Source organism: Romboutsia faecis (assembly GCF_014323405.1).
GTDB lineage: Bacteria > Bacillota > Clostridia > Peptostreptococcales > Peptostreptococcaceae > Romboutsia_E > Romboutsia_E faecis.
In genome coordinates this window covers 459,637-482,223 of the sequence record NZ_JACRWE010000004.1, presented here as the reverse complement: position 1 = coordinate 482,223, position 22,587 = coordinate 459,637, and the positions used below count along the sequence as shown (strand labels likewise).

General features: G+C 28.2%; 20 protein-coding genes and 1 riboswitch. Of the genes, 3 read left to right on the top strand and 17 right to left on the bottom strand.

Translation table 11 applies throughout. The features are described 5' to 3' along the window. Positions 1-32: 32 nt before the first annotated feature. Positions 33-536: a PaaI family thioesterase gene (locus tag H8923_RS11325; RefSeq protein ID WP_153925076.1), complete on the bottom strand. Its 504-nt coding sequence runs from the start codon at positions 534-536 to the stop codon at positions 33-35. Between the two features lie 124 nt (positions 537-660). Between H8923_RS11325 and H8923_RS11320 the strand changes: the two genes are divergently transcribed. Continuing rightward, complete coding sequence (locus H8923_RS11320; RefSeq protein ID WP_172976687.1) at positions 661-1,473, top strand: CPBP family intramembrane glutamic endopeptidase; 813 nt, start codon at positions 661-663, stop codon at positions 1,471-1,473. A 78-nt stretch (positions 1,474-1,551) separates the two neighbouring features. Here H8923_RS11320 and H8923_RS11315 read toward each other — a convergent pair whose 3' ends face one another. The 9 genes from H8923_RS11315 to nadA form a co-directional block, all read right to left on the bottom strand. After that, entirely contained in the window at positions 1,552-2,289 is a 738-nt protein-coding gene (locus tag H8923_RS11315) for a phosphatase (RefSeq protein WP_334298848.1), read from the bottom strand. A 188-nt stretch (positions 2,290-2,477) separates the two neighbouring features. After that, positions 2,478-3,743: a 30S ribosomal protein S1 gene (locus H8923_RS11310; protein ID WP_153925068.1), complete on the bottom strand. Its 1,266-nt coding sequence runs from the start codon at positions 3,741-3,743 to the stop codon at positions 2,478-2,480. Between the two features lie 232 nt (positions 3,744-3,975). Further along, positions 3,976-4,671, bottom strand: a complete 696-nt coding sequence (gene sfsA / locus H8923_RS11305; RefSeq protein WP_153925065.1) for a DNA/RNA nuclease SfsA — start codon at positions 4,669-4,671, stop codon at positions 3,976-3,978. A gap of 154 nt (positions 4,672-4,825) precedes the next feature. Further along, positions 4,826-6,184 (bottom strand): MATE family efflux transporter, encoded by a 1,359-nt coding sequence (locus tag H8923_RS11300; protein ID WP_153925062.1) that lies wholly within the window; start codon positions 6,182-6,184, stop codon positions 4,826-4,828. Between the two features lie 152 nt (positions 6,185-6,336). Then, positions 6,337-6,759 (bottom strand): hypothetical protein, encoded by a 423-nt coding sequence (locus H8923_RS11295; RefSeq protein WP_187127918.1) that lies wholly within the window; start codon positions 6,757-6,759, stop codon positions 6,337-6,339. A 361-nt stretch (positions 6,760-7,120) separates the two neighbouring features. Beyond that, a complete protein-coding gene (locus H8923_RS11290; RefSeq protein ID WP_153925057.1) occupies positions 7,121-8,515 on the bottom strand; it encodes an MATE family efflux transporter in 1,395 nt (464 codons plus the stop codon). A 172-nt stretch (positions 8,516-8,687) separates the two neighbouring features. Then, positions 8,688-9,524, bottom strand: coding sequence for a carboxylating nicotinate-nucleotide diphosphorylase (nadC, locus tag H8923_RS11285; protein ID WP_172976686.1), 837 nt, complete (start codon positions 9,522-9,524; stop codon positions 8,688-8,690). Then, on the bottom strand, positions 9,505-10,800 hold the full coding sequence (locus H8923_RS11280) for an L-aspartate oxidase (RefSeq protein ID WP_153925054.1): 1,296 nt from the start codon (positions 10,798-10,800) through the stop codon (positions 9,505-9,507). Before H8923_RS11280 ends, nadC begins: the two co-directional genes overlap by 20 nt. After that, positions 10,784-11,716, bottom strand: coding sequence for a quinolinate synthase NadA (gene nadA / locus H8923_RS11275; RefSeq protein ID WP_153925050.1), 933 nt, complete (start codon positions 11,714-11,716; stop codon positions 10,784-10,786). Before nadA ends, H8923_RS11280 begins: the two co-directional genes overlap by 17 nt. 208 nt (positions 11,717-11,924) lie before the next feature. On the opposite strand from nadA, the gene H8923_RS11270 reads away from it, so the two are divergent. Further along, on the top strand, positions 11,925-12,569 hold the full coding sequence (locus H8923_RS11270; protein ID WP_153925047.1) for a Crp/Fnr family transcriptional regulator: 645 nt from the start codon (positions 11,925-11,927) through the stop codon (positions 12,567-12,569). Between the two features lie 47 nt (positions 12,570-12,616). On the opposite strand, the gene asnB is transcribed toward H8923_RS11270, so the two are convergent. From asnB to H8923_RS11240, 6 genes are all read right to left on the bottom strand, one after another. Further along, positions 12,617-14,458, bottom strand: a complete 1,842-nt coding sequence (gene asnB / locus H8923_RS11265; protein ID WP_153925044.1) for an asparagine synthase (glutamine-hydrolyzing) — start codon at positions 14,456-14,458, stop codon at positions 12,617-12,619. Between the two features lie 282 nt (positions 14,459-14,740). Next, a riboswitch (cobalamin riboswitch) is annotated at positions 14,741-14,937 on the bottom strand. Between the two features lie 97 nt (positions 14,938-15,034). After that, entirely contained in the window at positions 15,035-16,135 is a 1,101-nt protein-coding gene (gene dinB / locus H8923_RS11260) for a DNA polymerase IV (protein WP_153925040.1), read from the bottom strand. A 268-nt stretch (positions 16,136-16,403) separates the two neighbouring features. Beyond that, positions 16,404-17,912 (bottom strand): DUF1846 domain-containing protein, encoded by a 1,509-nt coding sequence (locus H8923_RS11255; RefSeq protein ID WP_153925037.1) that lies wholly within the window; start codon positions 17,910-17,912, stop codon positions 16,404-16,406. A 294-nt stretch (positions 17,913-18,206) separates the two neighbouring features. Then, positions 18,207-18,677 carry a YhcH/YjgK/YiaL family protein gene (locus tag H8923_RS11250; RefSeq protein ID WP_153925034.1) on the bottom strand — a complete coding sequence of 157 codons (471 nt, stop codon included), beginning with the start codon at positions 18,675-18,677 and terminating at the stop codon, positions 18,207-18,209. A gap of 126 nt (positions 18,678-18,803) precedes the next feature. Continuing rightward, a complete protein-coding gene (locus H8923_RS11245; protein ID WP_153925031.1) occupies positions 18,804-18,995 on the bottom strand; it encodes a hypothetical protein in 192 nt (63 codons plus the stop codon). Between the two features lie 93 nt (positions 18,996-19,088). Next, positions 19,089-20,750, bottom strand: a complete 1,662-nt coding sequence (locus H8923_RS11240) for a ribonuclease J (protein ID WP_153925028.1) — start codon at positions 20,748-20,750, stop codon at positions 19,089-19,091. 124 nt (positions 20,751-20,874) lie between these two features. Between H8923_RS11240 and H8923_RS11235 the strand changes: the two genes are divergently transcribed. Beyond that, positions 20,875-21,378, top strand: coding sequence for a spore coat protein (locus tag H8923_RS11235; RefSeq protein WP_153925203.1), 504 nt, complete (start codon positions 20,875-20,877; stop codon positions 21,376-21,378). A gap of 76 nt (positions 21,379-21,454) precedes the next feature. Here the strand turns inward: H8923_RS11235 and H8923_RS11230 are convergent, their stop codons facing one another. Next, on the bottom strand, positions 21,455-22,585 hold the full coding sequence (locus H8923_RS11230) for a hypothetical protein (RefSeq protein ID WP_153925025.1): 1,131 nt from the start codon (positions 22,583-22,585) through the stop codon (positions 21,455-21,457). Between the last annotated feature and the right edge of the window lie 2 nt (positions 22,586-22,587).

Below are 22,587 nucleotides of genomic sequence, written 5' to 3'. Positions count from 1 at the left end.
ATAACATTTATTAAATCATATGTAAAGTATTATTAGTATTCTATATAATCAACTTTCTCTTTATCGTTTACCTCAATCCACTCTTCCTCTATAAAATCACCTTCAACTATTTTATCTACTGGAAGCTTCATATATTTAGCCGTTGCTGTTACTGCAACTTCTCCATTTGGTAATATAATTTCTCCACTTCCTTCAAACATTCTTCTATTTTCTTTTGTTATCCTACCAACTACCTTTATTTCACAGTCCGTTGGTACAGGTTTTCTATATTTCAATTCTAAGGATACCGTTACTCCCCATATAGTTTGATCATTTATACTTATAGCTCGTCCTATTGTTTCATCTAATAATGATGCTGACATACCTCCATGTACTCTGCCGGGATAGCTCTGATGCCAGTCTTTAGTTTTACAAATAGCTACTAGTTCATTATTTTCTAATTCGTAAAAAGATGCTTTTAATCCTAGTTCATTCTCTTCTCCACATACAATACATCTTTTACTACCATTTTGTTTTTTTACAACTTTGTACTTCATATTTATCACCCCTAAATTAATATTTCATTTCTTTTTATGTTTAAATAAATTTTAGTCTAGATTTTATAATTTAATACATTTAAAACTCTCCCCTCAAATATATTTTAGTATGAGGGGTGGTATTATGAATAATTATTTTGGATTTAAAGAAGTAAAACTATTTAAGGCATTCATACTATTTATTCTATTTTCAATAATAATACCTTCTATAATAGTTGATTTTAACTTACCGTATTCAGATAATTATAACTTTTTATCCTTATGCAGCAATATCATCATGTTTATGTTTTTATTATTTATGTTTAGAACTTCTAAAGATAAAGTTAGTGAATTATTTAAAGATTTTTTACGTAAAGTAAAATTCTCTGAAGTAATTAACGTTGTTATAACACAATTATCTATCAGTCTAGGCTCTGTTCTCCTTTTAGTAGGAATACTCTACTTTATTAATCCAGATAATTTAAACATTATGCTCAATAGCGACAACAATAACGTCACTACTCTTTCTAAGTTTATCTTATATTTTTTATTAGTAACAATTAGCGCTCCTTTAGTAGAAGAACTTTTATTTCGAGCTATATTTTTTAAAAGAATGTCTAGATATTTTAGTACAGTAATTTCTATGCTTGTTTCTTCATTTATCTTTGGCATTCTTCATATAGAGCTTGCTGTTATTGGTGCTATTATGTTTGCTATAGCAAACTGCATTTTATACATTAAATATAAAAACATTCTAATTCCAATTTTAACTCATTTTACTAATAATTTAATTAGCATTCTTCCTCAAATGAACTTTTCATCTAGTTCATCTATATTTATGACAAAAGATATTGCAATGTCTGCTTTATTAATCGGGCTTATCTTATTTTCATTTGGAATATTTCTATTTATTAAATTTGTACTCTTAAATAAAGATTATTTAAAATATAGTTTTTAATCTAAAATAGAAGAGTATGTATCAAAATAAATTATCTATTTTGAGCATTCCCTTCTATATTTTTATTCCTATTATTTATTACTTAGATATAACTGCCGCAAAATCCATATTAAAAAAATCTACTATTTCATTTTCATGATAATTTATAACCAGCTCTATTGGAAAATCAACTTCCTCTAATAGCTTTTCACAGTTTTCAAATTTACCTATATCATAACATATATGAGAATCTGTTCCCATTACTACTCTAACTCTATTCTCTTTACAAAGTTTAAGCATTCTAGTTAGATTTTCAGCAGCCCCTTCTCTAAATGAGTTTGGATTTAATGAAGAATTATTAATTTCTAGTAATATATTTTTTTCTTTTGCTTTTAAAACAATTTTTTCATAATCAAGAGTATATCTATTATCATCTGGATGACCTATTATTTTTACTTTATCTATATTCATGGCATTTAAAATTGCATTTGTATTTTCTTCCTCTGAACCTGGATCTATACAAGGATTATGTAAACTAGCTATTATATAATCTATACCTTTAGATATATCTTCACTTATATCTAAATTCCCATCAAAGTCAATTATATTGCCTTCAATACCTTTAAGCACCCTAATACCATCTACTTCTTTAGGTATAACTTTTAAATTTTGAAAGTAGAATGGATGTGGTCCTCCAGGCATAGTGCAAGCATGATCCGATACACCTAAGTATTTTATGCCATGTTTTTTAGCAAACTCTATATTCTCTTTTATAGTACTATATGCATGTCCACTAGCTAATGTATGTGTATGTAAATCTAGTATTGCTTTCATAATAATCTCCTATCTGTATTTATATTTTGATATAAAAATTGGCTACTTCAAAATAAATATTATTTAACTTAGCATTTGCCGAAAATCTAAATAAACTAATTTTTACAACCTTTTTCAGCTGCAAGAAAGTGAATTTATATTTTCAGCTACACGCAGCTGTTAAAAATATATTTTGAAATAGCCCAACTTTATTACTTATCTAATCCTTTGAATTTATCTTTGAATAAATCTCCAAGAGTACCTAAAGATTCTTCAACTTCTAAATATTCAGTATAATCTTCTTCTGGCTCTTTTTCTGCTTCTTTTTTAGAAACTAACATTCTTCTGTTTTCTGGATTAAAGTTAAGAACCTTTACCTTAACTTCATCATCAATATTAACTACATTAGTTACCTTAACAACTCTATCTTCACTTAATTCTGATATTGGTAAAAATGCTTCTACACCTTCTCTTATTTCAAGAAAAGCTCCTCTATCTATTATTCTTACAACCTTACCAGTTATTAGATCATCAACATATACATCTTCAGATATTAACTGCCATGGATCATTATTTATGTCTTTTAGTGCTAATGCTATTCTTCTAGTTTCTGCATCTACATCTAAAACGTAAACATCTACTTCTTGCCCTTCTTGTAACATATCTTCAACAGACTCTACTCTCTTCCAAGATAAGTTATTTATATGAACTAATCCCTCTAATCCACCAAGATCAACAAATGCACCATAAGACATTATTTTCGTAACTTTACCGTGTCTTTTTTGACCAGCTTCTAAAGAGTTGAATAAATCTTCTTTTTCTTGTTTTATTCTAGCTTTTTCAGCATCTCTTTCAGCCTTAACTCTTGCTCTTTCAGCTTCCTTTTCCGCTTGTATTCTAGCTCTTCTTTCTTCTCTTTCTTTATTAATACGCTCTTGTAGTACTTCTCTATGACTTACTACAAATCTATTCTTTTTAGCATCTAATTCTATTACATAAACTTCTAAGTTTGCTCCAACATATTCTTTAGTATCTTTTACAAACTTAGTATCTATTTGAGATATTGGCATAAATAATTCTATTGATCTATATTTTACAAATACTCCTCTTTCTATAGCTTTTTCTACTTTTACTGTTATTATTCTATGTTCTTCGTGAGCTTTAGTTACTTGTGCTAGATCATTTTTTCTATCTGCTTGTAACTTTGATAGTCTTATTGTTCCATCTTTCTCATTAACTCTTTGTATAACTGCAGTTATTTCGTCTTCTACATTATATACTTCTTCTATGTTCATATTGCCTTCTATATTTAATTCTTCTGCTGGTACTATACCATCAAAGCCATATTCTAAGTCTAATACAACTTCATCATGTGTAACCTTGATTATTTTAGCAGTTATAGTTTTTCCTACTTTTACTTCGCTAAAAGCTTGTTCCTGTTGCTCTAATAAGTCTTTCATCGATAATTCATTTGTCATGGTTATGCATCCTTTCGTATCTTTATCTTCTAAATATAATCTCTTAATAAATATTATACCATTAATATTTTTAAATACTTATATATTTCTTACAATATTTTGAATAAAAGTTATAAAAAATAAGAAGGAGGCTTATAACCTTCCTTCTTTATAAATAAATTTATATTTAATAAATTTACACTATATGTACACTTAAATAGTATCTAATTAATTATTCAGATGCAACATAATTTTAAAGAACAACTTTTATATTTTTATTTATTATAATAGAATCTACATTAACTATGCTATCATAAGCTAAAACTTCAACGCCATTCTTTTTAGCTTCTATTAATGCATCGCCTAGTTCCTTGTGCATTTCATTATTTGGTGTAAAATAAATAACATTATCCATCTGAATTAAAAACAATATGTAGCAGTAATATCCATTTTTTCTAGCTTCAATAAGTTCATTTATATGCTTTACTCCTCTTTCAGTCTTAGCATCAGGAAATTTAACTATACCATTTTCTTCTAATGTAACTCCCTTTACTTCTATAAATGCCTTTTTATCTCCTGCCTCTAAGTAAACATCAAATCTAGAGCTTCCATATGTTTTTTCTGTTTTTATTAAGGTTATTTCTTCATTTATTCCTGGAAGTTTAATTTTATTATTTTTTAATCCCTCATAAACTACTTTATTAGGAACTTGAGAATCCATATTTATTAACCTTATTCCCTTTTCAACTGAAATTAATGAATATTTTGTTTTTCTATTTGGATTATCACTTTCTTCTAAATATACTGTACACTCAGGTATCAGAAGTTCTCTACATCTTCCTGTATTTTTAACATGTACTTTTTCTATATTTCCATCTACTTCGCAATATGCTATAAATCTATTTGGTCTTTCTATGAACTTTGCTTTTACTATTTTATTATAATTCATTTTCTACTCCTTAAAGTTGCTTATTTTGATTTATCATATTTACAGTTATACCCATTATTATAAAAGCTGAAATATAAACTAGTTTAAATTAGTTTATATTTCAGCCCCTTTATTTCATCGTTATGATATATTTTATATTACTTTAATAATTTACTTAATTTATATACATCTCTTCACAAGATTCATTTAAGTTGAAAGTCTTGGCTTTCTTATAATAAAAAATTACAAGTAACACAGCAGCTGCTATCCAAGCTGCTGGCCCTGCTAAACAAATCGCTGTATATCCTAAATACTTTGATAAAAAGAAACCTACAATTAATCTTCCTACTAACTCGCTTATACCTGCATACATAGTAGTTATACCTTCTCCCATCCCTTGCAATACATTTCTATATACAAATAATAACCCTAAAGGTATAAAGAATAACGCTACTGTGTTTAAATATTGTTTTGCAGCTTTCATAACTTCCGGTGCTTCTACTGATATGAATAATTTAGCAATATCTGTACCAAATACTACTATTATTATGCCTGCTATTATACTAAATATTATAGATATTCTAACACTTCTTTTTATACCATCTTCTATTCTATCATATTTCTCTGCACCTAAGTTTTGTCCTGTATATGTTGCCATTGTTGTTCCAAGTGTTATAGCCGGTTGCATTAAAACTTGTTCTACCTTTGATGCTGCAGTGTATGCTGCCACTACAGTTGAACCAAATGAATTTATTGCACCTTGAAGTATCATAGATCCTGATGCAGTTATAGAAAATTGTAATGCCATAGGCATTCCTATTTTTAATAGTTTCATTGATGTCATTAAATCAAACCCTAAATCTTTTTTCTTAAATTTTAATATCTTAAATTTTTTAGACATATAGATTAAACATAAAATTGCTGATACCGCTTGAGAAACAACCGTTGCATAAGCAGCTCCTGCTACACCCATCTTAAAATTAACAATCAATACTATGTCTAAAATTACATTTAATATAGACCCAACAATTAAAAAATATAATGGAGTCTTACTATCTCCTAAAGACCTTAGTATACTCGAAAGCATATTATAAGATATAGTTGCTGTAACTCCTCCGCAAATAACTTTTATATAACTGTACGCACTTTCAAATATATCACTTGGAGTCTGCATTATTGTTAGAATACTTTTCACAGAAAAAATCATAACTAAAGTTATGACTATAGAAAAGATTGTGCATAAGTATGATGAAACAGCTACATAGTGTCTAAGTTTTTCTTCTTCTCCTGCTCCAAAACTTTGAGCTATAGGTACAGCAAATCCACTTGTTATACCTATAATAAATCCTATCACGAAAAAATTTAATGATCCTGTTGCCCCCAATGCTGCTAATGCTTCTACCCCTATAAATCGTCCTACTATCATAGTATCTACCATGTTATAAAATTGTTGAAATACATTACCTATGAGTAATGGCATTGAGAATGATAAAATTAGCTTTGTAGGATTACCGATTGTCATATCTTTTACCATATGATTTTCCCCCTTAATGTTTTAATAATAATTTGTACATTAAAAATTCTCTAAACTAAATTGTATTCTTATACAAATCTAGCTCAGAGATATTCATATTCATACATAATCATAATTTAAGGTGCGTATCAATGAAAATACACACCTTTTTATTATAAGTGTTCATTATCATCTTTAATTTTAATAAATCTTCCTATAAACTCAACCATATATTCATTGATTTTATCTATTGAAGATTTATAGGTTGCATCATCATCTGTGTAAATATAATGAATTAAAATATCAGATAATTCATAAACTAAGCTCTCAGAAACTATTTTTTCTTCTTCTTCTTTAAAAATCAAGTTATTTGCCTTGTAAATACTTTTTATACAATTTACAAGAGTGTTAATTGATTCTTTTATAGGATTTATTAAGCTATTGTATAATTCTATTCTGCTAGTTATTTCTCCTCCACTTTCAAATAATTCATTTTCCATAAGAAATTGTGTTTTACAAGGATCATATACAACTTCTTCTACGCTTAACCCTATCCCTCTATAAAGTTGTAATAAAAAATAGTTTATAACTATCATAGCCTCGCTATAAGTAGCATTATCATTTGAATAAACATATTCAATTACCTTATCTTTAATTTGAGTCGTTAACTCTTTTGATAATTCTATTTTCTCTTCATCTTCAAATTCAATCCCTTTATATCTATATAAGCCTACTATAATGTCTAAAGCTTTATCTTTTGCACTTATTATTTCACTTACAAGTTCGTATATTAGATCTAATTTATCACTTTCTATGCCTATTTGTTTTAACCTATTATCTATTTCAAATTCTTCATAATAATTTATATCAAATCATCTCCTTTTATATAAATTATTAATTTATATAAAATATATGATTTCCTCAACAAAAAATGCTCTATAATTATTTATTTTATTTTTATTTAACATCAATTAATGTCTTACTATCCAAATTATTTTTATCAATTGAAGATAAGACTTTCTTATAAAATATTATAAAACAAATTAAAGTTGTAAGACATGCTGTTATATCCGCTATAGGTCCTGCTAGTAAAACACCAAACAATTTATCTTTTAATATAATTGGTAATATAAATATTAATGGAACTAATAAAATTACCTTTCTAAGTAAAGCCAAGAATAATGAAACTTTAGCTTGACCTAGCGCTAAAAATGTTTGTTGGCATGAAGTCTGTACGCCTAACATAAATATTCCTGCAAAGTATATCTTTATACTCCAAGTAGTTATTTCCATCAATGCTGGATCATTATTAAATATACCTACTACGAATTCTGGTATAAACATAAGTATTATATACATCAAAGATGTGTATGCAAGACAACTTATAAGAGTTAATTTAAATGTTTTCTTTACTCTATCTATCTTCTTTGCTCCAAAATTATAACTCATAATAGGTTGAGCACCTTGACCTAATCCCATAGTTGGTAACATTATTATCTGAGAGATACTACTCATTATAGTCATAGCTCCAACAGCTAGATCCCCTCCAAACTTCTGTAATTGACTATTTAATGATACAAGAACCAAACTTTCTGTACTTTGCATTATAAAAGGTGCAACACCTAAAGCCATTACCGGTAAAATTGTTTTTAATTCTGGAATAATATACTTTTTCCTAATCTTTAATATACTTTTTTTCCCGAATAAAAAACATAATACCCATATTGCTGATACTCCTTGAGATAAAATAGTGGCTAAAGCAGCTCCTTTAACTCCCATATCCAACCTGAATATGAAAATTGGGTCTAATATTATATTTATAACTGCTCCAATCATTACTGTAAGCATACCTGTCTTTGCAAATCCTTGAGTATTAATAAAAGGATTCATACCCATAGCAATTTGTACAAAAACTGTTCCTATAAGATATATCCCTAAATAATCAGTACCATACTGAATAGTTGCATCACTTGCTCCAAAGGCCCATAGTATTGGTTCTTTAGTTATTTGAAATACTATTGTTAGTGTTAAAGATATAATTAACAAAGCAGAAAAACTATTACTTAGTATTTTTTCTGCTCCATCATTATTCTTTTCTCCCATTTTTATAGCAACAAGAGGTGCCCCGCCCATACCTATAAGAGCACTAAACGCCGTTACTAACAAAGTTATAGGAAATGCTATTCCTATTCCAGCCATTGCGACTTGGCCATTCTCCATTCTACCTATAAATATTCTGTCAACAATATTGTATAAGATATTAACTAATTGAGCTATAATAGCTGGTGTAGCTAGTTTAAATAATAATTTACCTACACTTCCATTTTCTAGATCTGTAGCTGATTTATTCAATCCTTATCACCCCTATAATAATTTTTGATTATCATACTAGTATATAATATATTCTTGAAATTTTATATATTATTAAATTATGATTTTTTATTTTTATCTATTATATTTTTCTATAGTTAAAGGTTATCTTGAATAGATATAAAAACTTTCTATTCTAAGATAACCCTTAAAATTAAATATTTCTTAAATTTTTCATACTTAAATCTAAAGCTTTAACAGAATGAGTTAATTCTCCAACTGAAATATAATCAACACCTATTTTTCCTATTTCTTCAATATTATCTATATTCACATTTCCAGAAAATTCTACAGTTGCTTTTTTATTTATTATAGTCAAAGCTTCTCTTGCCATATCTATATCCATATTATCAAGCATTATTATATCTGCCTTAGCTTTTACAGCTTCTTTAACCATTTCTAAATCTTCTACTTCAACCTCAATCTTTCTAACAAATGAAGTATTATTTCTAGCCAACTCAATAGCTTTTTTAACTCCTCCTGCGGCATCTATATGATTGTCCTTTAATAATATGCCATCAGATAGATTAAACCTATGATTACAACCTCCTCCAACTTTTACAGCATATTTTTCTAAATTTCTCATATTAGGAATTGTCTTTCTTGTATCTAACAACTTTGTTTTACTTCCTTCAAGTTTTTTTACAAATCTATTAGTCTTTGTTGCAATCCCACTCATTCTTTGTAAATAATTTAAAGCTACTCTTTCTCCTGCTAATAAGTTTCTAGTATTCCCTCTTAATAATGCTATCTTTTCATCTTTCTTAACCTTATCTCCATCTGACTTAAATAAGGTAACATCTACATTTCCAAGTATATAAAATACTCTTTTAAATATATCTAATCCTGCTAATACACCATCCTCCTTGCAGATTAAATCTATTTCAGATTTTGAATTTTTTTCTATAATTGAATTTGTAGTTATGTCTTCATTTGAAATATCTTCATTTAGAGCATCTTTTATCATTTTATCAATTAGCAAGTAATTCATCTTTTAAATCCCCTCTTATACTTTTTATTTCATTTAACACTATATCTTTATTTGATAAATTAAGTAAATCTATTTTAAACTCATTATAATTTATATGACTAATATCTATATTGTCTATATTCTCATTTATATGATTTGAAGCTCTCTTAGAAAATACCAAACCTTCTAGTAGTGAATTACTTGCTAATCGATTAGCACCATGAACTCCTGTACAGCTTATTTCACCTACAGCATATAAATTATCCATGGATGTTTTTGAATCTAAGTCAACCTCTATTCCCCCCATAAAATAATGTTGTGCTGGAGCTACTTTTATATAATCCTTAGTTATGTCAGTGCCTCTTATTAAACATTGCTCATATATAAATGAAAACCTATTTTTTAAATACTTATCTTCTAAATGAGTTACATCTAAATATACATACTCTCTATTATCCTTTTTCATTTGTTTGAAAATAGCTTTACTCACTATATCTCTAGGTAATAGCTCATCTACAAATCGTTCCCCATGCTTATTTAAAAGTTTACCACCTTCACCTCTTACTGATTCTGATATTAATAGCTTTCTACTCTCACTATTTTCTTCATAAAAAGCTGTAGGATGAATTTGTATGTAATTTATATCTTTAACTTTTATATTATGTTTAAGAGCTATAGCTAGTCCATCCCCCGTTAGATGCCTTTGATTCGTAGAGTTTTTAAATAATCCTCCTATTCCTCCAGTTGCTAGTACAACTACTTTAGAACAGATAATGATTTCTTGTTGATCCTTTATAACAATTCCTCCTATACACTTACCATTAGTTGTGATTATATCTGTTAGGCATGTATATTCATATAACGTTATATTTTTCCTTTTATTAGCTTCCTCTATTAATGTTTCAAAGACAGCCTTTCCTGTAGTATCTTTGCTATATACAATTCTATTTACACTATGAGCACCTTCCTTTGTAAATGCAACTTCCCCGTTTATTTTATCTAAATTAAGTCCATAATTAACCATCGATTCTATATTATCAATAGATTCATTTGCAAGAATTTCTACAGATTCTAATTTGTTCTTGTACTGCCCTGCTCTTAAAGTATCTTCTATAAACACACTTATATCTTCTTTTCCTTTCGCCGTTGATATCCCTCCTTGAGCAAGGTATGTATTATTGTTGCTTATATCTTCCTTTGATATTACTAAGATATTTAGGCTTGGATTTAAATTTAGTGCACAATATAATCCTGAAACTCCACTCCCTACTATCAATACATCATATATAAGCTTCATTTTCATCACCTGTGTATCTATGCATATTTAATAAACAATTTAATGCTCTTTGTCTTATATCTTCTTCTATAATTATTTCATTTTTCATATTTAAAAGCGTTTCATATACATCTTCTAAAGTAGTTTTCTTCATATCTTCACAACAAATTCTATTTCCTGGTATATAAAAATTCTTATTTGGATTTTTCTTTATTAACTCATATAATATACCTTCCTCAGTTGCAATTATAAAATCCTTTTCTTCACTGCTTGTAGCATAGTTAATTATTCCGGAAGTTGAACCTACAAAATCAGCTAAATTCCTAACCTCTCGCCTACATTCTGGATGTGCTAATACCTTTGCATCTTTGTATTTTGATTTTAAATCAAGTATCTCTGATTCATTGACTTTATTATGATATTTACAATAACCGTCCCATAATATAAATTCTTTATCTGGTAATTTCTCTTCTATATATCCTCCTAGATTCTTGTCAGGTACAAATAATACTTGATTTTCATCTATATTCTTTAGTATATTTAGAGCACTTGACGATGTTACTGCAACATCACAATGAGACTTAACTTCTGCAGTTGAATTTATATAACAAACAACTAGTGCATTTGGATACTCTTCTTTTAGTTTTACTATTCCTTCTTCATTCACCATATCCGCCATAGGACAGCCCGCATTTACTACAGGCATTAAAACCCTCTTATTTGGAGATAAAATTTTAGCACTTTCCCCCATAAATTTAACTCCACAAAAAACTATTACTTTTTCTTTACAATCTCTCGCTACTTCACTTAAATAATATGAGTCTCCTACATAATCAGCTAATTCTTGTATTTCTGGTAGTTGATAATAATGCGCTAGTATTATAGCATTCCTTTCATACTTTAACCTTTTTATATTCTCTATTAAGTTTATTGTCATTATTCATATCCCCCTAACCCTGTTACTGTATATACACCTGTAAACTCATTGTAACATTAAATATTTTATTCCTCAACATAAACAGATTACTTTATAATTATTAAAAAATTATCTTTTCATAATGTACATTTGTAATTCTAAATTTATGGGATATTATATATAATAGTGCTTATATAAACAAAATATTTACATAATGTGTGGTGATAAAATGTTAAGAAATAAAAATAAAAAGGAACTTTTGGAATTCTTTAAAGATGTTAAATATAGTATAAATAAATACGATAAAAATGATATTATAGCTCTTGAAAATTCACCTTGTGATAAAATTGGATTAGTGCTAAGTGGAGGTATTGATATAAAAAGGATACTGACTAGTAATAAAATAGTTCATGTTTCTTCCTTTAGCTCTGGACATTTATTTGGTGAAATAATTGCTTTTTCTAATACTTCTCTATATCCAGCTACAGTAATAGCTTCAAAAAATAGTGAAATAATGTTCATAGACAAGGATGACTTTATCTATTTTTGTACAAATCATCCTGACTTCTTGAAACTATTTTTAAACGATCTAACTAACAAAATAATAACTTTAAATAAATCTATAACAGGATTATCATTTAGTACAATTAGGCAAAAAATATGTAACTTCTTAATTCAAGAATCTAACATACAAGGTACTAATTTTATAAAACTAAACATGACAAAGCAAAAGCTTTCAGAATCTCTAGGTATACCAAGACCTTCTTTATCTAGAGAACTTATAAATATGAAAGATCTTGGACTAATTGACTATACTAAAGACATAATAAAAATAATAGATAAAGGTTCCATAGAAAACATACTTATGGAGTAATATAAAGTAAATCCCATGCAGGTAAATAATACTGCATGGGATTTGTTTTATATTTGAAGATCTACATTATAAAGTTCCATCCAAGTGTTTACTTGAATTAAATATGCTATTACTTGAGGTCCTGTCATCAGCTGATCAAACCAAGGTTTATTAAATGCAGCTCCTCCAGTTTGTACTAAATTTTTAACGAATTCTTCATCTATAATCTGATGTATAGGCGATTTACTATCTTTCAAAATATTATCTAAAATTTTTGATACTTCTTTTGTATATATTGGATTATGAGTTTTAGGATATGGGCTTTTCTTTCTCTCAACAATAGACTCTGGTAAAATTCCCTTTGCAGCTTCTCTTAATAATCCTTTTTCTCTTCCATGGAGTAATTTTATATTCTTCGGCATATTAAATGCATATTCTACTAATCTCTTATCTGCAAACGGTACTCTTCCTTCTAAACTATTACACATAGTCATTCTATCTTTTCTATTTAATAAAGTAACCATAAACCATTTCAAATTCAAATAAGATAGCTCTCTCATTATAGAATCTTCTTTTGATTCACCATAAAGCTTTGGTGTCTTCGCTATACTATCTCTACAAGCCTGTTTTACATACTCCTCTATAGGAATATCTTTTAGACTATCATTTAATATATTTTTTCTATAAACTATAGTTGTTGCCCATGGAAATATATCTATAGAATCATAGTCTCTAGTATACCATGGATATCCTCCAAAAACTTCATCTGCACATTCTCCTGATAAAGCTATTGTTGCGTGTTTACTAACCTCTTTAGAAAATAAATCTAAAGATGAATCTATATCTGCCATACCAGGTAAATCCGCAGCTATAGTTGCAGACTTTAACGCTCTTGCAAGTTCTATATTATCCAATACAACATTATGGTGATTACTACCTAAGTATTCCGCCATAACTTTTACCCAATATGCATCTGAATCTGGTTGAAATAAGTTCTTCTTAAAGTATTTTTCATTGTCTGTATAGTCTATTGAAAAAGTATTTAAAGTATCTTTTCCATTTCTTTTAAAGGCATCTGATGCTACCTTTGATATAATGCTTGAATCTAGCCCTCCTGATAAAAACGTACACACTGGTACATCGCTTACAAGCTGTCCTTCTATTGCCTCTATTAATAAATCTCTTACATATTTTTTAGTTTCTTCAATATTATGTTCATGCTCTTTCGCCTCAAGTTTCCAATATTCATTTAAGGTAATGCCTTTTTTATTTAAAGTTAGGCTATAAGCAGGTGGCACTTCCTTTATATCTTTAAAAATACCACTACCAAGATTCCTTGCTGGACCAAGGGATATAAGCTCTAAAAATCCCTGTCTATCTACTACAGATTCTACTAATGGATGTGTTAATAATGCCTTTTCTTCTGATGCAAAAACTAAAGATCTATTTTTAAATGTATAAAATAATGGCTTTACTCCAAGTGGATCTCTTGCTAAAAATAACTCTTGTTTGTAGTCATCCCATACTCCAAAAGCATAAATACCATTTATATAGTCTAAACAGGACGGTCCATCTTCTATATATGCAATCAAAAGAACCTCTGTATCAGAGTATGAATTAAATTTATACCCTTTTTGTATTAAACTTTCTCTTACCTCTTCAGTATTATAAAGTTCTCCGTTATAGCATATTGTATACTCTCTATCTCCTATTACTTTAGTCATAGGTTGAATACCTCCTGTTGGATCTACTATAGCTAGTCTTCTGTGTCCTAAAATAGCATGCGTATATGCTTTTATTCCTTCTGAGTTTGGCCCTCTAAATCTCAAGGTTTCAATCATATCTTCAACTGTATTTGTATAATCTTTTATATTGTCATTAAGATTACACCATCCTGCAATTCCACACATAAGTAATTCCTCCTCTATACCTAAGTTGTATGTAATAAATTATGAATACTATCCTCTTAATGTTATAGAATGGAATACTTTCTTAAATATTAAAATTTATATATAAAAAAAGAACCAATTCCGACCTTGGTTCTAAAAATTACCTCCATACTAATAAAATAAAGGTAACATAAATTATTCCCGTTGTTGAATATAATCGATGCACAGAAATACTTAATATGTAATAGTAAAATATATTTATATAAAAAATAACCCTCATATTACATATTCTTTCCCACCGAAAGATTAATGCATATTTAGGCAGGTCTCCTGACTTCGAACTCATCCTACAAGCTTTTCCTTCCCAGCATACACCAGTGGAGTTAGAGTCTCCAAACTCTTAAGCCTTCGTCATTCTTACAGTAGCGGAGGGCTGTTATGGAATTTCACCATATTCCCTTTTAAGCATCCTAAGATACACCTATATTATTAATAAAAAATAAATATAACAAAAGTATATTTTAAAAACTTATATATACTTTTATTATATTTATTAAATTTTTAAATATCAACAATTAGGCATTATTTTATAAAATATTAAATTTTTTTTATGCTATCTATATATTCAAAAATGGTTATATTAGTAAATTCATCCTTACTATCTACTAAGTTTGATAGGGTAACTCCTAATAGTCTTATTTGTCTATTTTCAGAATGTACATTTTTTAGTAAGTTATATACATGAATCCTTATATCTCCTTGAGTACAAATAGGATGTTCTACACTAATGCTTCTAGTTATTTGTGTAAAATCTTCATATTTTATTTTTAATGTTATAGTTTTCCCTAATTTTTCAGAATACTTTGTTCTATACGCTACTTCTTCACAAAGTCCATCTAATATTTCAGTGACTTCCTCATCATCAATATTTAAATTATGACTTAAGGTTGTTTCTGCTCCTATTGACTTCCTTTCTCTATATGGTTCCACTGGTCTAAAGTCAATGCCCCTTGCCAATTGATAAAATGAATATCCCCTATTTTTAAATATTTGTTCTAATTCATGTATACTTAACTGTCTTAAATCATATCCATTGTTTATTCCTGAATTTTTAAGAATTCTTGAAGTAACCTTTCCTACACCAAAAAATTTATTTATCGGAAGCTTATCCAGAAATTCTTGAGCATCCTTTGGCGTTATTACAGTTAACCCACTAGGTTTATTATAATCAGATGCAAGCTTTGCTAGAAATTTATTATATGATACACCAGCAGATGCAGTAAGATTTGTTTCTCTTAAGATATCATTTTTTATCATTTTAGCTATTGTTGTTGCGTATTCTATATTTTTTTTATTATCAGTAACATCTAAGTATGCTTCATCTAATGATAATGGTTCTACTAAATCTGTATATCGATAAAAAATTTCTCTAATTTTTCTTGAAACCCTTTGATATTCATCAAACCTAGGTCTTACAAAAATTGCATATGGACATCTTTTATAAGCTATTTTAGAAGGCATAGCTGAATGTATTCCAAATTTTCTAGCTTCATAAGAACACGTAGCTACAACTCCTCTACTCTCCGGACTTCCTCCAACTACAACAGGCTTTCCTTTTAGTGCTGGGTTATCTCTTTGCTCAACAGATGCATAAAAGGCATCCATATCTATATGAATTATTTTTCTATTGTCATTCAAAATATCACCCCACTTAACTTAATAAAAAATTCCGCTTACTATATCTATTTTATCAAAATAAAAATATTTTCATATTTTTTAATTTTTTTCTTGCAAAATTCCTTAAAAACCTTTAAAATAGTTATTCCAAGGAACTAAGTATTTATTCCTTATTGATAACCGTAAATGTATTTATTTTTGTGTATATTTTTATTCGTATTTTGTATTTTTATTAAAAAGACCATCCTACTTATGTAGAATGGTCTAAATTTGTCTTCATTACTTTATATTAGTTTGCATAGTATAGATTTTGTGATGGATATTCAGGATCACAAGTTACATCTATTCCAAGCTCTCTAAATGTTTGCTCATCAGTTTTACTTAATATAGTAGTTGAATGAGCTTGTGCTCCTTTTAACATTGGAAGCTTTTCCATAGCAGCATATGCAGTTGGATTAGTAACAGCACTTACGCTTAATGCCATTAATATTTCTTCACAGCTTAACTCTGGAGTTCTACTTGCTAATGTCTTTGTTTTTAAATTTACAATTGGCTCTAATATTGCAGGAGATAATAAATGCATATCATCTAATATATTTGCTAAGTGTTTTATTGCATTTAATATTACTGCAGCACTTGCATTCATTAAGTTAGATCCCTTACCTGTTAATATTGTTCCATCTTCTAATTCTAATGCAACAACTGGACAAGTATCACTCTTATGTGCACTTTCCTTTAACTTTGCACTGTAATCTCTCGATGGAATAACAACTTTTCTATCTTCAGGCTTTAGTCCAACTTGTTCCATTATTAACTTTATTGTGTCATAAGCACTCTTATCAAATTGACCTTTTTTATATTCGCAAGCTGTTTTAAAGTATCTTCTTATTATTTCTTGCTTAGAAGCTTCCCTTACTACCTCATCATCTATTATACCAAATCCAACTCTATTAACACCCATATCTGTTGGAGATTGGAATATAGACTCTTTTCCAGTTATTTTTTCTATTATCTTCTTAAGAACCGGGAATAATTCTAAGTCTCTATTGTAGTTTACTGAAGTTTCTCCATATTTTTCAAGATGGAATGAATCTATCATATTAACATCCTTTAAATCAACTGTTGCTGCTTCGTATGCTATATTTACTGGATGTTTAAGCGGTAAATTCCAAACTGGGAATGTTTCAAACTTAGAGTACCCAACACTATTTCCTCTTTTGTTTTCATGGTATAACTGACTTAAACAAGTTCCTAGCTTACCACTATTTGGTCCTGGAGCTGTTACAACAACTATTGGTTTAGTCGTTTCTATATAAGGATTTGCACCATATCCTTCATCACTTACTATTGTATCTACATCTGTTGGATATCCTTTTGTAGGAGCATGCTTATATACCTTTATCCCCATTCTTTCTAATTTGTTTATAAATACTGTTGTAGCAGGTTGTCCTTCAAATCTTGTTATTACAACACTATTTACATCTAAATCATAAGCTCTTAAATCATCTATTAATCTTAGAACTTCCATATCGTAAGTGATTCCATAATCCCCTCTTACTTTATTTCTTTCTATATCACCAGCATATACACATATAACTACCTCTAATTGATCTTTCATATGTTGTAAAACTTTGATTTTAGCATTTTCATCAAATCCTGGTAGTATTCTCTTTGCGTGTAAGTCACCTATTAACTTTCCACCAAATTCTAAATATAGCTTGTCAAAATTATTCACTCTTTCTAATATGTATTTTGACTGCTCCTCTAGATATTTCTTATGATCGAATCCTATCTTCATAACGCCACCTCACTAAATATTTAATTTTTTTACTCTTATTTGATAACCGTATTTTTATATATATTTTTATTTGTATTTTGTTAAAAAGCTTGTATTTATTTTTTGCTTTTCAACTTAAGTTTATATTATACAATTTAAGACAAAATTTTTCAAGATAGTTTTAACTAAATATTATCTATCTTTTTTTCATATAATTTTTCCATATTTTTATTATATAAAATAAACGCTTATATCAAATTGAACAACCTTAATTTAAATAAAATTGCAATATTTTAATATAAGCTATTTTGTATATTATTTGATTAAATCAACATTTATCTTTACTACCACTTTTCTTATATTTTTATTTTCTCCATTTGTGTATGCAGGCCTATGAACATCCTCTGGGAAAAAAATTACATAGTCACCTGGAGCTAATAATAATTCAGATTCATTCTCTACTTTATTATAAAATATAACATCTTTATCTAATAATTCCTCTGAAACAATATTTTCGTTACAATCTCTTGCAAATCCTATTATCTCACTCCCTTTACATAAATACTGAATATCTATATATTTTCTATGTACTTCCGGTCTTATACACTCTTTTTGTTTAGTTTGGGTATCAATTATATTTGCATATATATCCCTACCTTGTATTTCATACTCTCCAGCTTCGCAATTTAATAAATCAATTTCTTTCAGGAATGAAATTCCTCTTTTCAATGCTTCTGGTAAGAACCTCATTAAATCATTATCGTTATTTAAATTTCCATAAATCATATTTTCCCCTCCTAATAAACTTTATCTTACACTTATTAAATTATATTATTTCTAAAGCGCATATTCAATGTTTATATTAATAGAAAAGAGTACCGAAATTAATCGGTACTCTTAAACTTCTTTACGTTAGCAGCCACATCCACCGTCAAAAAAGTCGCCTGCACCACAAACTATTAATAATAATATTAAGAATGGTATCCAAGCACAAATATCAAAATCTACCCATACATCTTGGAATGCTAAGAATAAGAAGAATAATACTATAATCCACCATCCCATTCCAAAACATTCATCGTTTCCAAAAAATCTGTCTAGCATCAGACTGCCCCCTTGTCATTATTTTGGAAGTTCTATTCAACTTCTAACTTATACTATGAGACAACTATGATTTTTGACATTACTTTTTTTATTTTATACTTCCATTATTATAGGAAACACACTAGGTCTTCTTTTTGTTTTACTATATAAATGATATTCCACAGATTTTTTTACACTACTTTTTAATACTTGCCATTCTAAAACTTTATCATCTAAATATTTTTCGACTGCAGTTCTAGAAATATCTTTTATATCCTTTATTAAATCTTCTGATTCTCTAGCATATATAAATCCTCTTGTTATAACATCTGGCCCTGCTACAATCTCATAAGTATTTCTATCAATAGCTAGAACTATTGTCACCATACCATCATTAGCTAAATATCTTCTATCTCTTAGAACAATATTTCCTACATCTCCAACACCGATTCCATCTACATACAATACTCCTGTATGTACATTTTCACTTGTCACAGCTTTATCTTCTGATATTTCTAAAACTTGACCAGTTTCTAATGTAAAAACATTCTCTGGATCCATACCAAGTTTTATAGCTAAGTCACTATGATGCTTTAGATGTCTGTATTCTCCATGGACTGGCATAAAATATTTTGGCTTTACTAATGTATGGATTAATTTTAATTCTTCTCTATATGCATGTCCTGATACATGAATCTCTTCTAAATCTTCATAAATCACTTCTACACCTTTTCTAAATAGCTGATTTATTACCCTTGAAATAATCTTATCATTCCCCGGTATTGGTGATGCCGAAATAATAAATAAATCATCTTTATATATTTCTATTTTTTTGTGAGAACCATGAGCTATTCTCGATAGACCTGCCATTGGCTCTCCTTGACTTCCTGTTGTTATTATAGTTATATTTTCATTTGGATAATTATTAATATCATCTATATCTATAACTGACTCTTCAGGTATATGAAGATAACCTAAATCCATAGCAACTTTAGATACATTTTCCATACTTCTCCCACTAAAAGCAATTTTTCTATTTTCTTTTATCGATGCATTTGCAATTTGTTGCATCCTATGTATATTAGAAGCGAAAGTTGCTACAATAATCCTTCCTTTTGCTCCTGAGAAAATTCTATTTAAGGTTTCTCCTATTACTTTTTCAGATATGGAATGACCTTCTCTTTCTACATTTGTACTATCTGCTAATAGTAAAAGTACTCCTTCATCTCCTAAAGTTGAAAATCTATTTAAATCCATAACTAAACCATCTATCGGCGTATAGTCTATTTTAAAATCACCAGTATGAACTATAGTTCCTACTGGTGTAAATATAGCTAAAGAACAAGAGTCTGCTATACTATGAGTAGCTCTAATAAACTCTATTCCTATTTTATCTAATTGAACTATATCCCCTGGATTTACAGAGTTTAATGTTGATGAATCTAAAATATTATGTTCTTTTAATTTACTTTCAACTAATCCCAGAGTTAATTTTGTTCCATATATAGGCATATTTAATTGTTTTAATATATATGGTATTGCTCCTATATGATCTTCATGACCATGAGTTAAGAATAAACCTTTTACCTTATCTTCTCTTTCAATTAAATAAGTTATATCAGGTATAACTAAGTCTACTCCATACATTTCTTCATCAGGAAAAGACACCCCACAGTCTATGACTATTATTTCATCTTTATATTCTATTGCTGTGATATTTTTACCTATTTCTCCAAGTCCCCCTAAGGGTATTATTTTTACACTATTATTATTCATACGAATTTCTCCTTATTCACTATCTTTAAACTATTTATATTATTTTTTACAATAAATTAAAATCTATGTTCACTAGGGAATAATTTATAAGATTATATGCAAAATAAGATTGGAGGTGTTTTTCATGATTAATTTAAATAATAAAGAAAGAATGTTACTACAAGATGAAAAAGAACATGAAGAACTTTGTGTAAATAAGTATAAACAAGCAGCAGAAAAAGCTAGTTATCCTAATTTAAAATCTTTATTTAACCAATTAGAACAACAAGAACAACAACATTTAAACAGCATTAACCAATTACTAAATGGAACAGTTCCTAGCACTGGAAGTAAACAAAATCAACAAAATAATCAACCACAACAAAGTATTCAAATGCAAGGAAATACATTAAAAAACAATATAAATGTAAATCCTCAAATGCCATCTTACAATCAAGAAGATAAAATACTTTGTACTGACTTACTATCAACTGAAAAATATGTCTCTTCTACATACAATACAGCAATCTTTGAATTTAGAGATGAAAATGTAAGAAATGTTTTAAACCATATTCAAACAGAAGAACAAGAACATGGCAAAAAAATTTATGATTATATGTCTAGCCATGGAATGTATAATCAGCAATAACTATAAACTTCAATAATAAAAAGAAAAGTTGATTTCTATTTTGAAATCAACTTTTCTTTTTATTATTTTAAATACCTTATTCTTCTTCGTTATTTAATTGCTCTCTTTTTAATTTTATATCCTCTATAATTTTCTTAACTTCAGGTGAGGGCTCTTGAGGTGTTTGTTTATAATTCTTTAAAAGGATTTCTAATGGTGGTGTTCCATTTTCAGACTCTTTTTTCCATTCTTTATTATTTTGTTTTTCTAAAATAATACCACATAAACCACCAATATCATAGGACTCTTCATCTGGTAATCCGAAAAATCTATCTGATGAAAATGTATAGTCTTCCCTTACCATATTTTGATATACTTTAAAGACTTCATCTTCGCTAATATCCATTCCTTTTATTGACCTAACATTAACTGCCATATCAAAGTATCTAGCTGTACCTTCTAAAATATCTATACTTTTGATCATATTATATTCTTTTTCATTATCCATTTTATACTTATTAAACCACCATTTTGCAGCTTCTAGGTACTGTGTTTCTTTATCTGGGTCCAATACAGCTTTATTTAAACAATTTAAAATTTCAAGTCTTTCTTGTCTCGCTTCAAAATTTTCAATCCCTTCTTGCAATAACTCTTCTTGATTTATATCATTAATTTTCCAGGTATTTTGATAATGATGAAATTCCTCATGAACAGTAAAAGGAAATAAATTCGTACCAGTTGGTAATGATTTAAATTCGCTAACACTATACGGTTCTTCAAACATTTTCGGATTTACCTCTACCTTTATAGTTGGTTTTCCATTTAAAGTCTCTTCTGAACTTGTAAAACTCATTTCTTCACCTGTAGCCTTAAATTTATCAGGTAAATCTTTTCCACTAAATTTCGTTATTTCATTTTTAGGATTTATTAACCAAGCATTCTCTCCATCTGTGGAAACATATAAGACATTATATTTCGAGAAATCTACACCTGGCCATATCTTATCCACACTGGACCAAGTGCTCCATATTTGTTGAGCAGTTCTTAAAATATATTTATCCATATTCATAACTGACCATTCTTTTTCTAAATCATCATAAGGTAATTGTCCTATATTAACCTCCATATCAATAGGGTTTATTTCTGTTTTTTCATTTCTGTTACAGGATATTAATCCTATTGTACATATTAAAATTACCATTAATATAAAAAACCTTTTTCTAATCATAT

Excerpts from the sequence above, each read along its gene's own strand:
- H8923_RS11325 (WP_153925076.1), bottom strand. The coding sequence starts at position 536 with ATGAAGTACAAAGTTGTAAAAAAACAAAATGGTAGTAAAAGATGTATT.
- H8923_RS11320 (WP_172976687.1), top strand. The coding sequence starts at position 661 with ATGAATAATTATTTTGGATTTAAAGAAGTAAAACTATTTAAGGCATTC.
- H8923_RS11310 (WP_153925068.1), bottom strand. The coding sequence starts at position 3,743 with ATGACAAATGAATTATCGATGAAAGACTTATTAGAGCAACAGGAACAA.
- sfsA (WP_153925065.1), bottom strand. The coding sequence starts at position 4,671 with ATGAATTATAATAAAATAGTAAAAGCAAAGTTCATAGAAAGACCAAAT.
- H8923_RS11300 (WP_153925062.1), bottom strand. The coding sequence starts at position 6,184 with ATGGTAAAAGATATGACAATCGGTAATCCTACAAAGCTAATTTTATCA.
- H8923_RS11295 (WP_187127918.1), bottom strand. The coding sequence starts at position 6,759 with ATGATAGTTATAAACTATTTTTTATTACAACTTTATAGAGGGATAGGG.
- nadC (WP_172976686.1), bottom strand. The coding sequence starts at position 9,524 with ATGAATTACTTGCTAATTGATAAAATGATAAAAGATGCTCTAAATGAA.
- H8923_RS11280 (WP_153925054.1), bottom strand. The coding sequence starts at position 10,800 with ATGAAGCTTATATATGATGTATTGATAGTAGGGAGTGGAGTTTCAGGA.
- nadA (WP_153925050.1), bottom strand. The coding sequence starts at position 11,716 with ATGACAATAAACTTAATAGAGAATATAAAAAGGTTAAAGTATGAAAGG.
- H8923_RS11270 (WP_153925047.1), top strand. The coding sequence starts at position 11,925 with ATGTTAAGAAATAAAAATAAAAAGGAACTTTTGGAATTCTTTAAAGAT.
- asnB (WP_153925044.1), bottom strand. The coding sequence starts at position 14,458 with ATGTGTGGAATTGCAGGATGGTGTAATCTTAATGACAATATAAAAGAT.
- H8923_RS11255 (WP_153925037.1), bottom strand. The coding sequence starts at position 17,912 with ATGAAGATAGGATTCGATCATAAGAAATATCTAGAGGAGCAGTCAAAA.
- H8923_RS11250 (WP_153925034.1), bottom strand. The coding sequence starts at position 18,677 with ATGATTTATGGAAATTTAAATAACGATAATGATTTAATGAGGTTCTTA.
- H8923_RS11245 (WP_153925031.1), bottom strand. The coding sequence starts at position 18,995 with ATGCTAGACAGATTTTTTGGAAACGATGAATGTTTTGGAATGGGATGG.
- H8923_RS11240 (WP_153925028.1), bottom strand. The coding sequence starts at position 20,750 with ATGAATAATAATAGTGTAAAAATAATACCCTTAGGGGGACTTGGAGAA.
- H8923_RS11235 (WP_153925203.1), top strand. The coding sequence starts at position 20,875 with ATGATTAATTTAAATAATAAAGAAAGAATGTTACTACAAGATGAAAAA.
- H8923_RS11230 (WP_153925025.1), bottom strand. The coding sequence starts at position 22,585 with ATGATTAGAAAAAGGTTTTTTATATTAATGGTAATTTTAATATGTACA.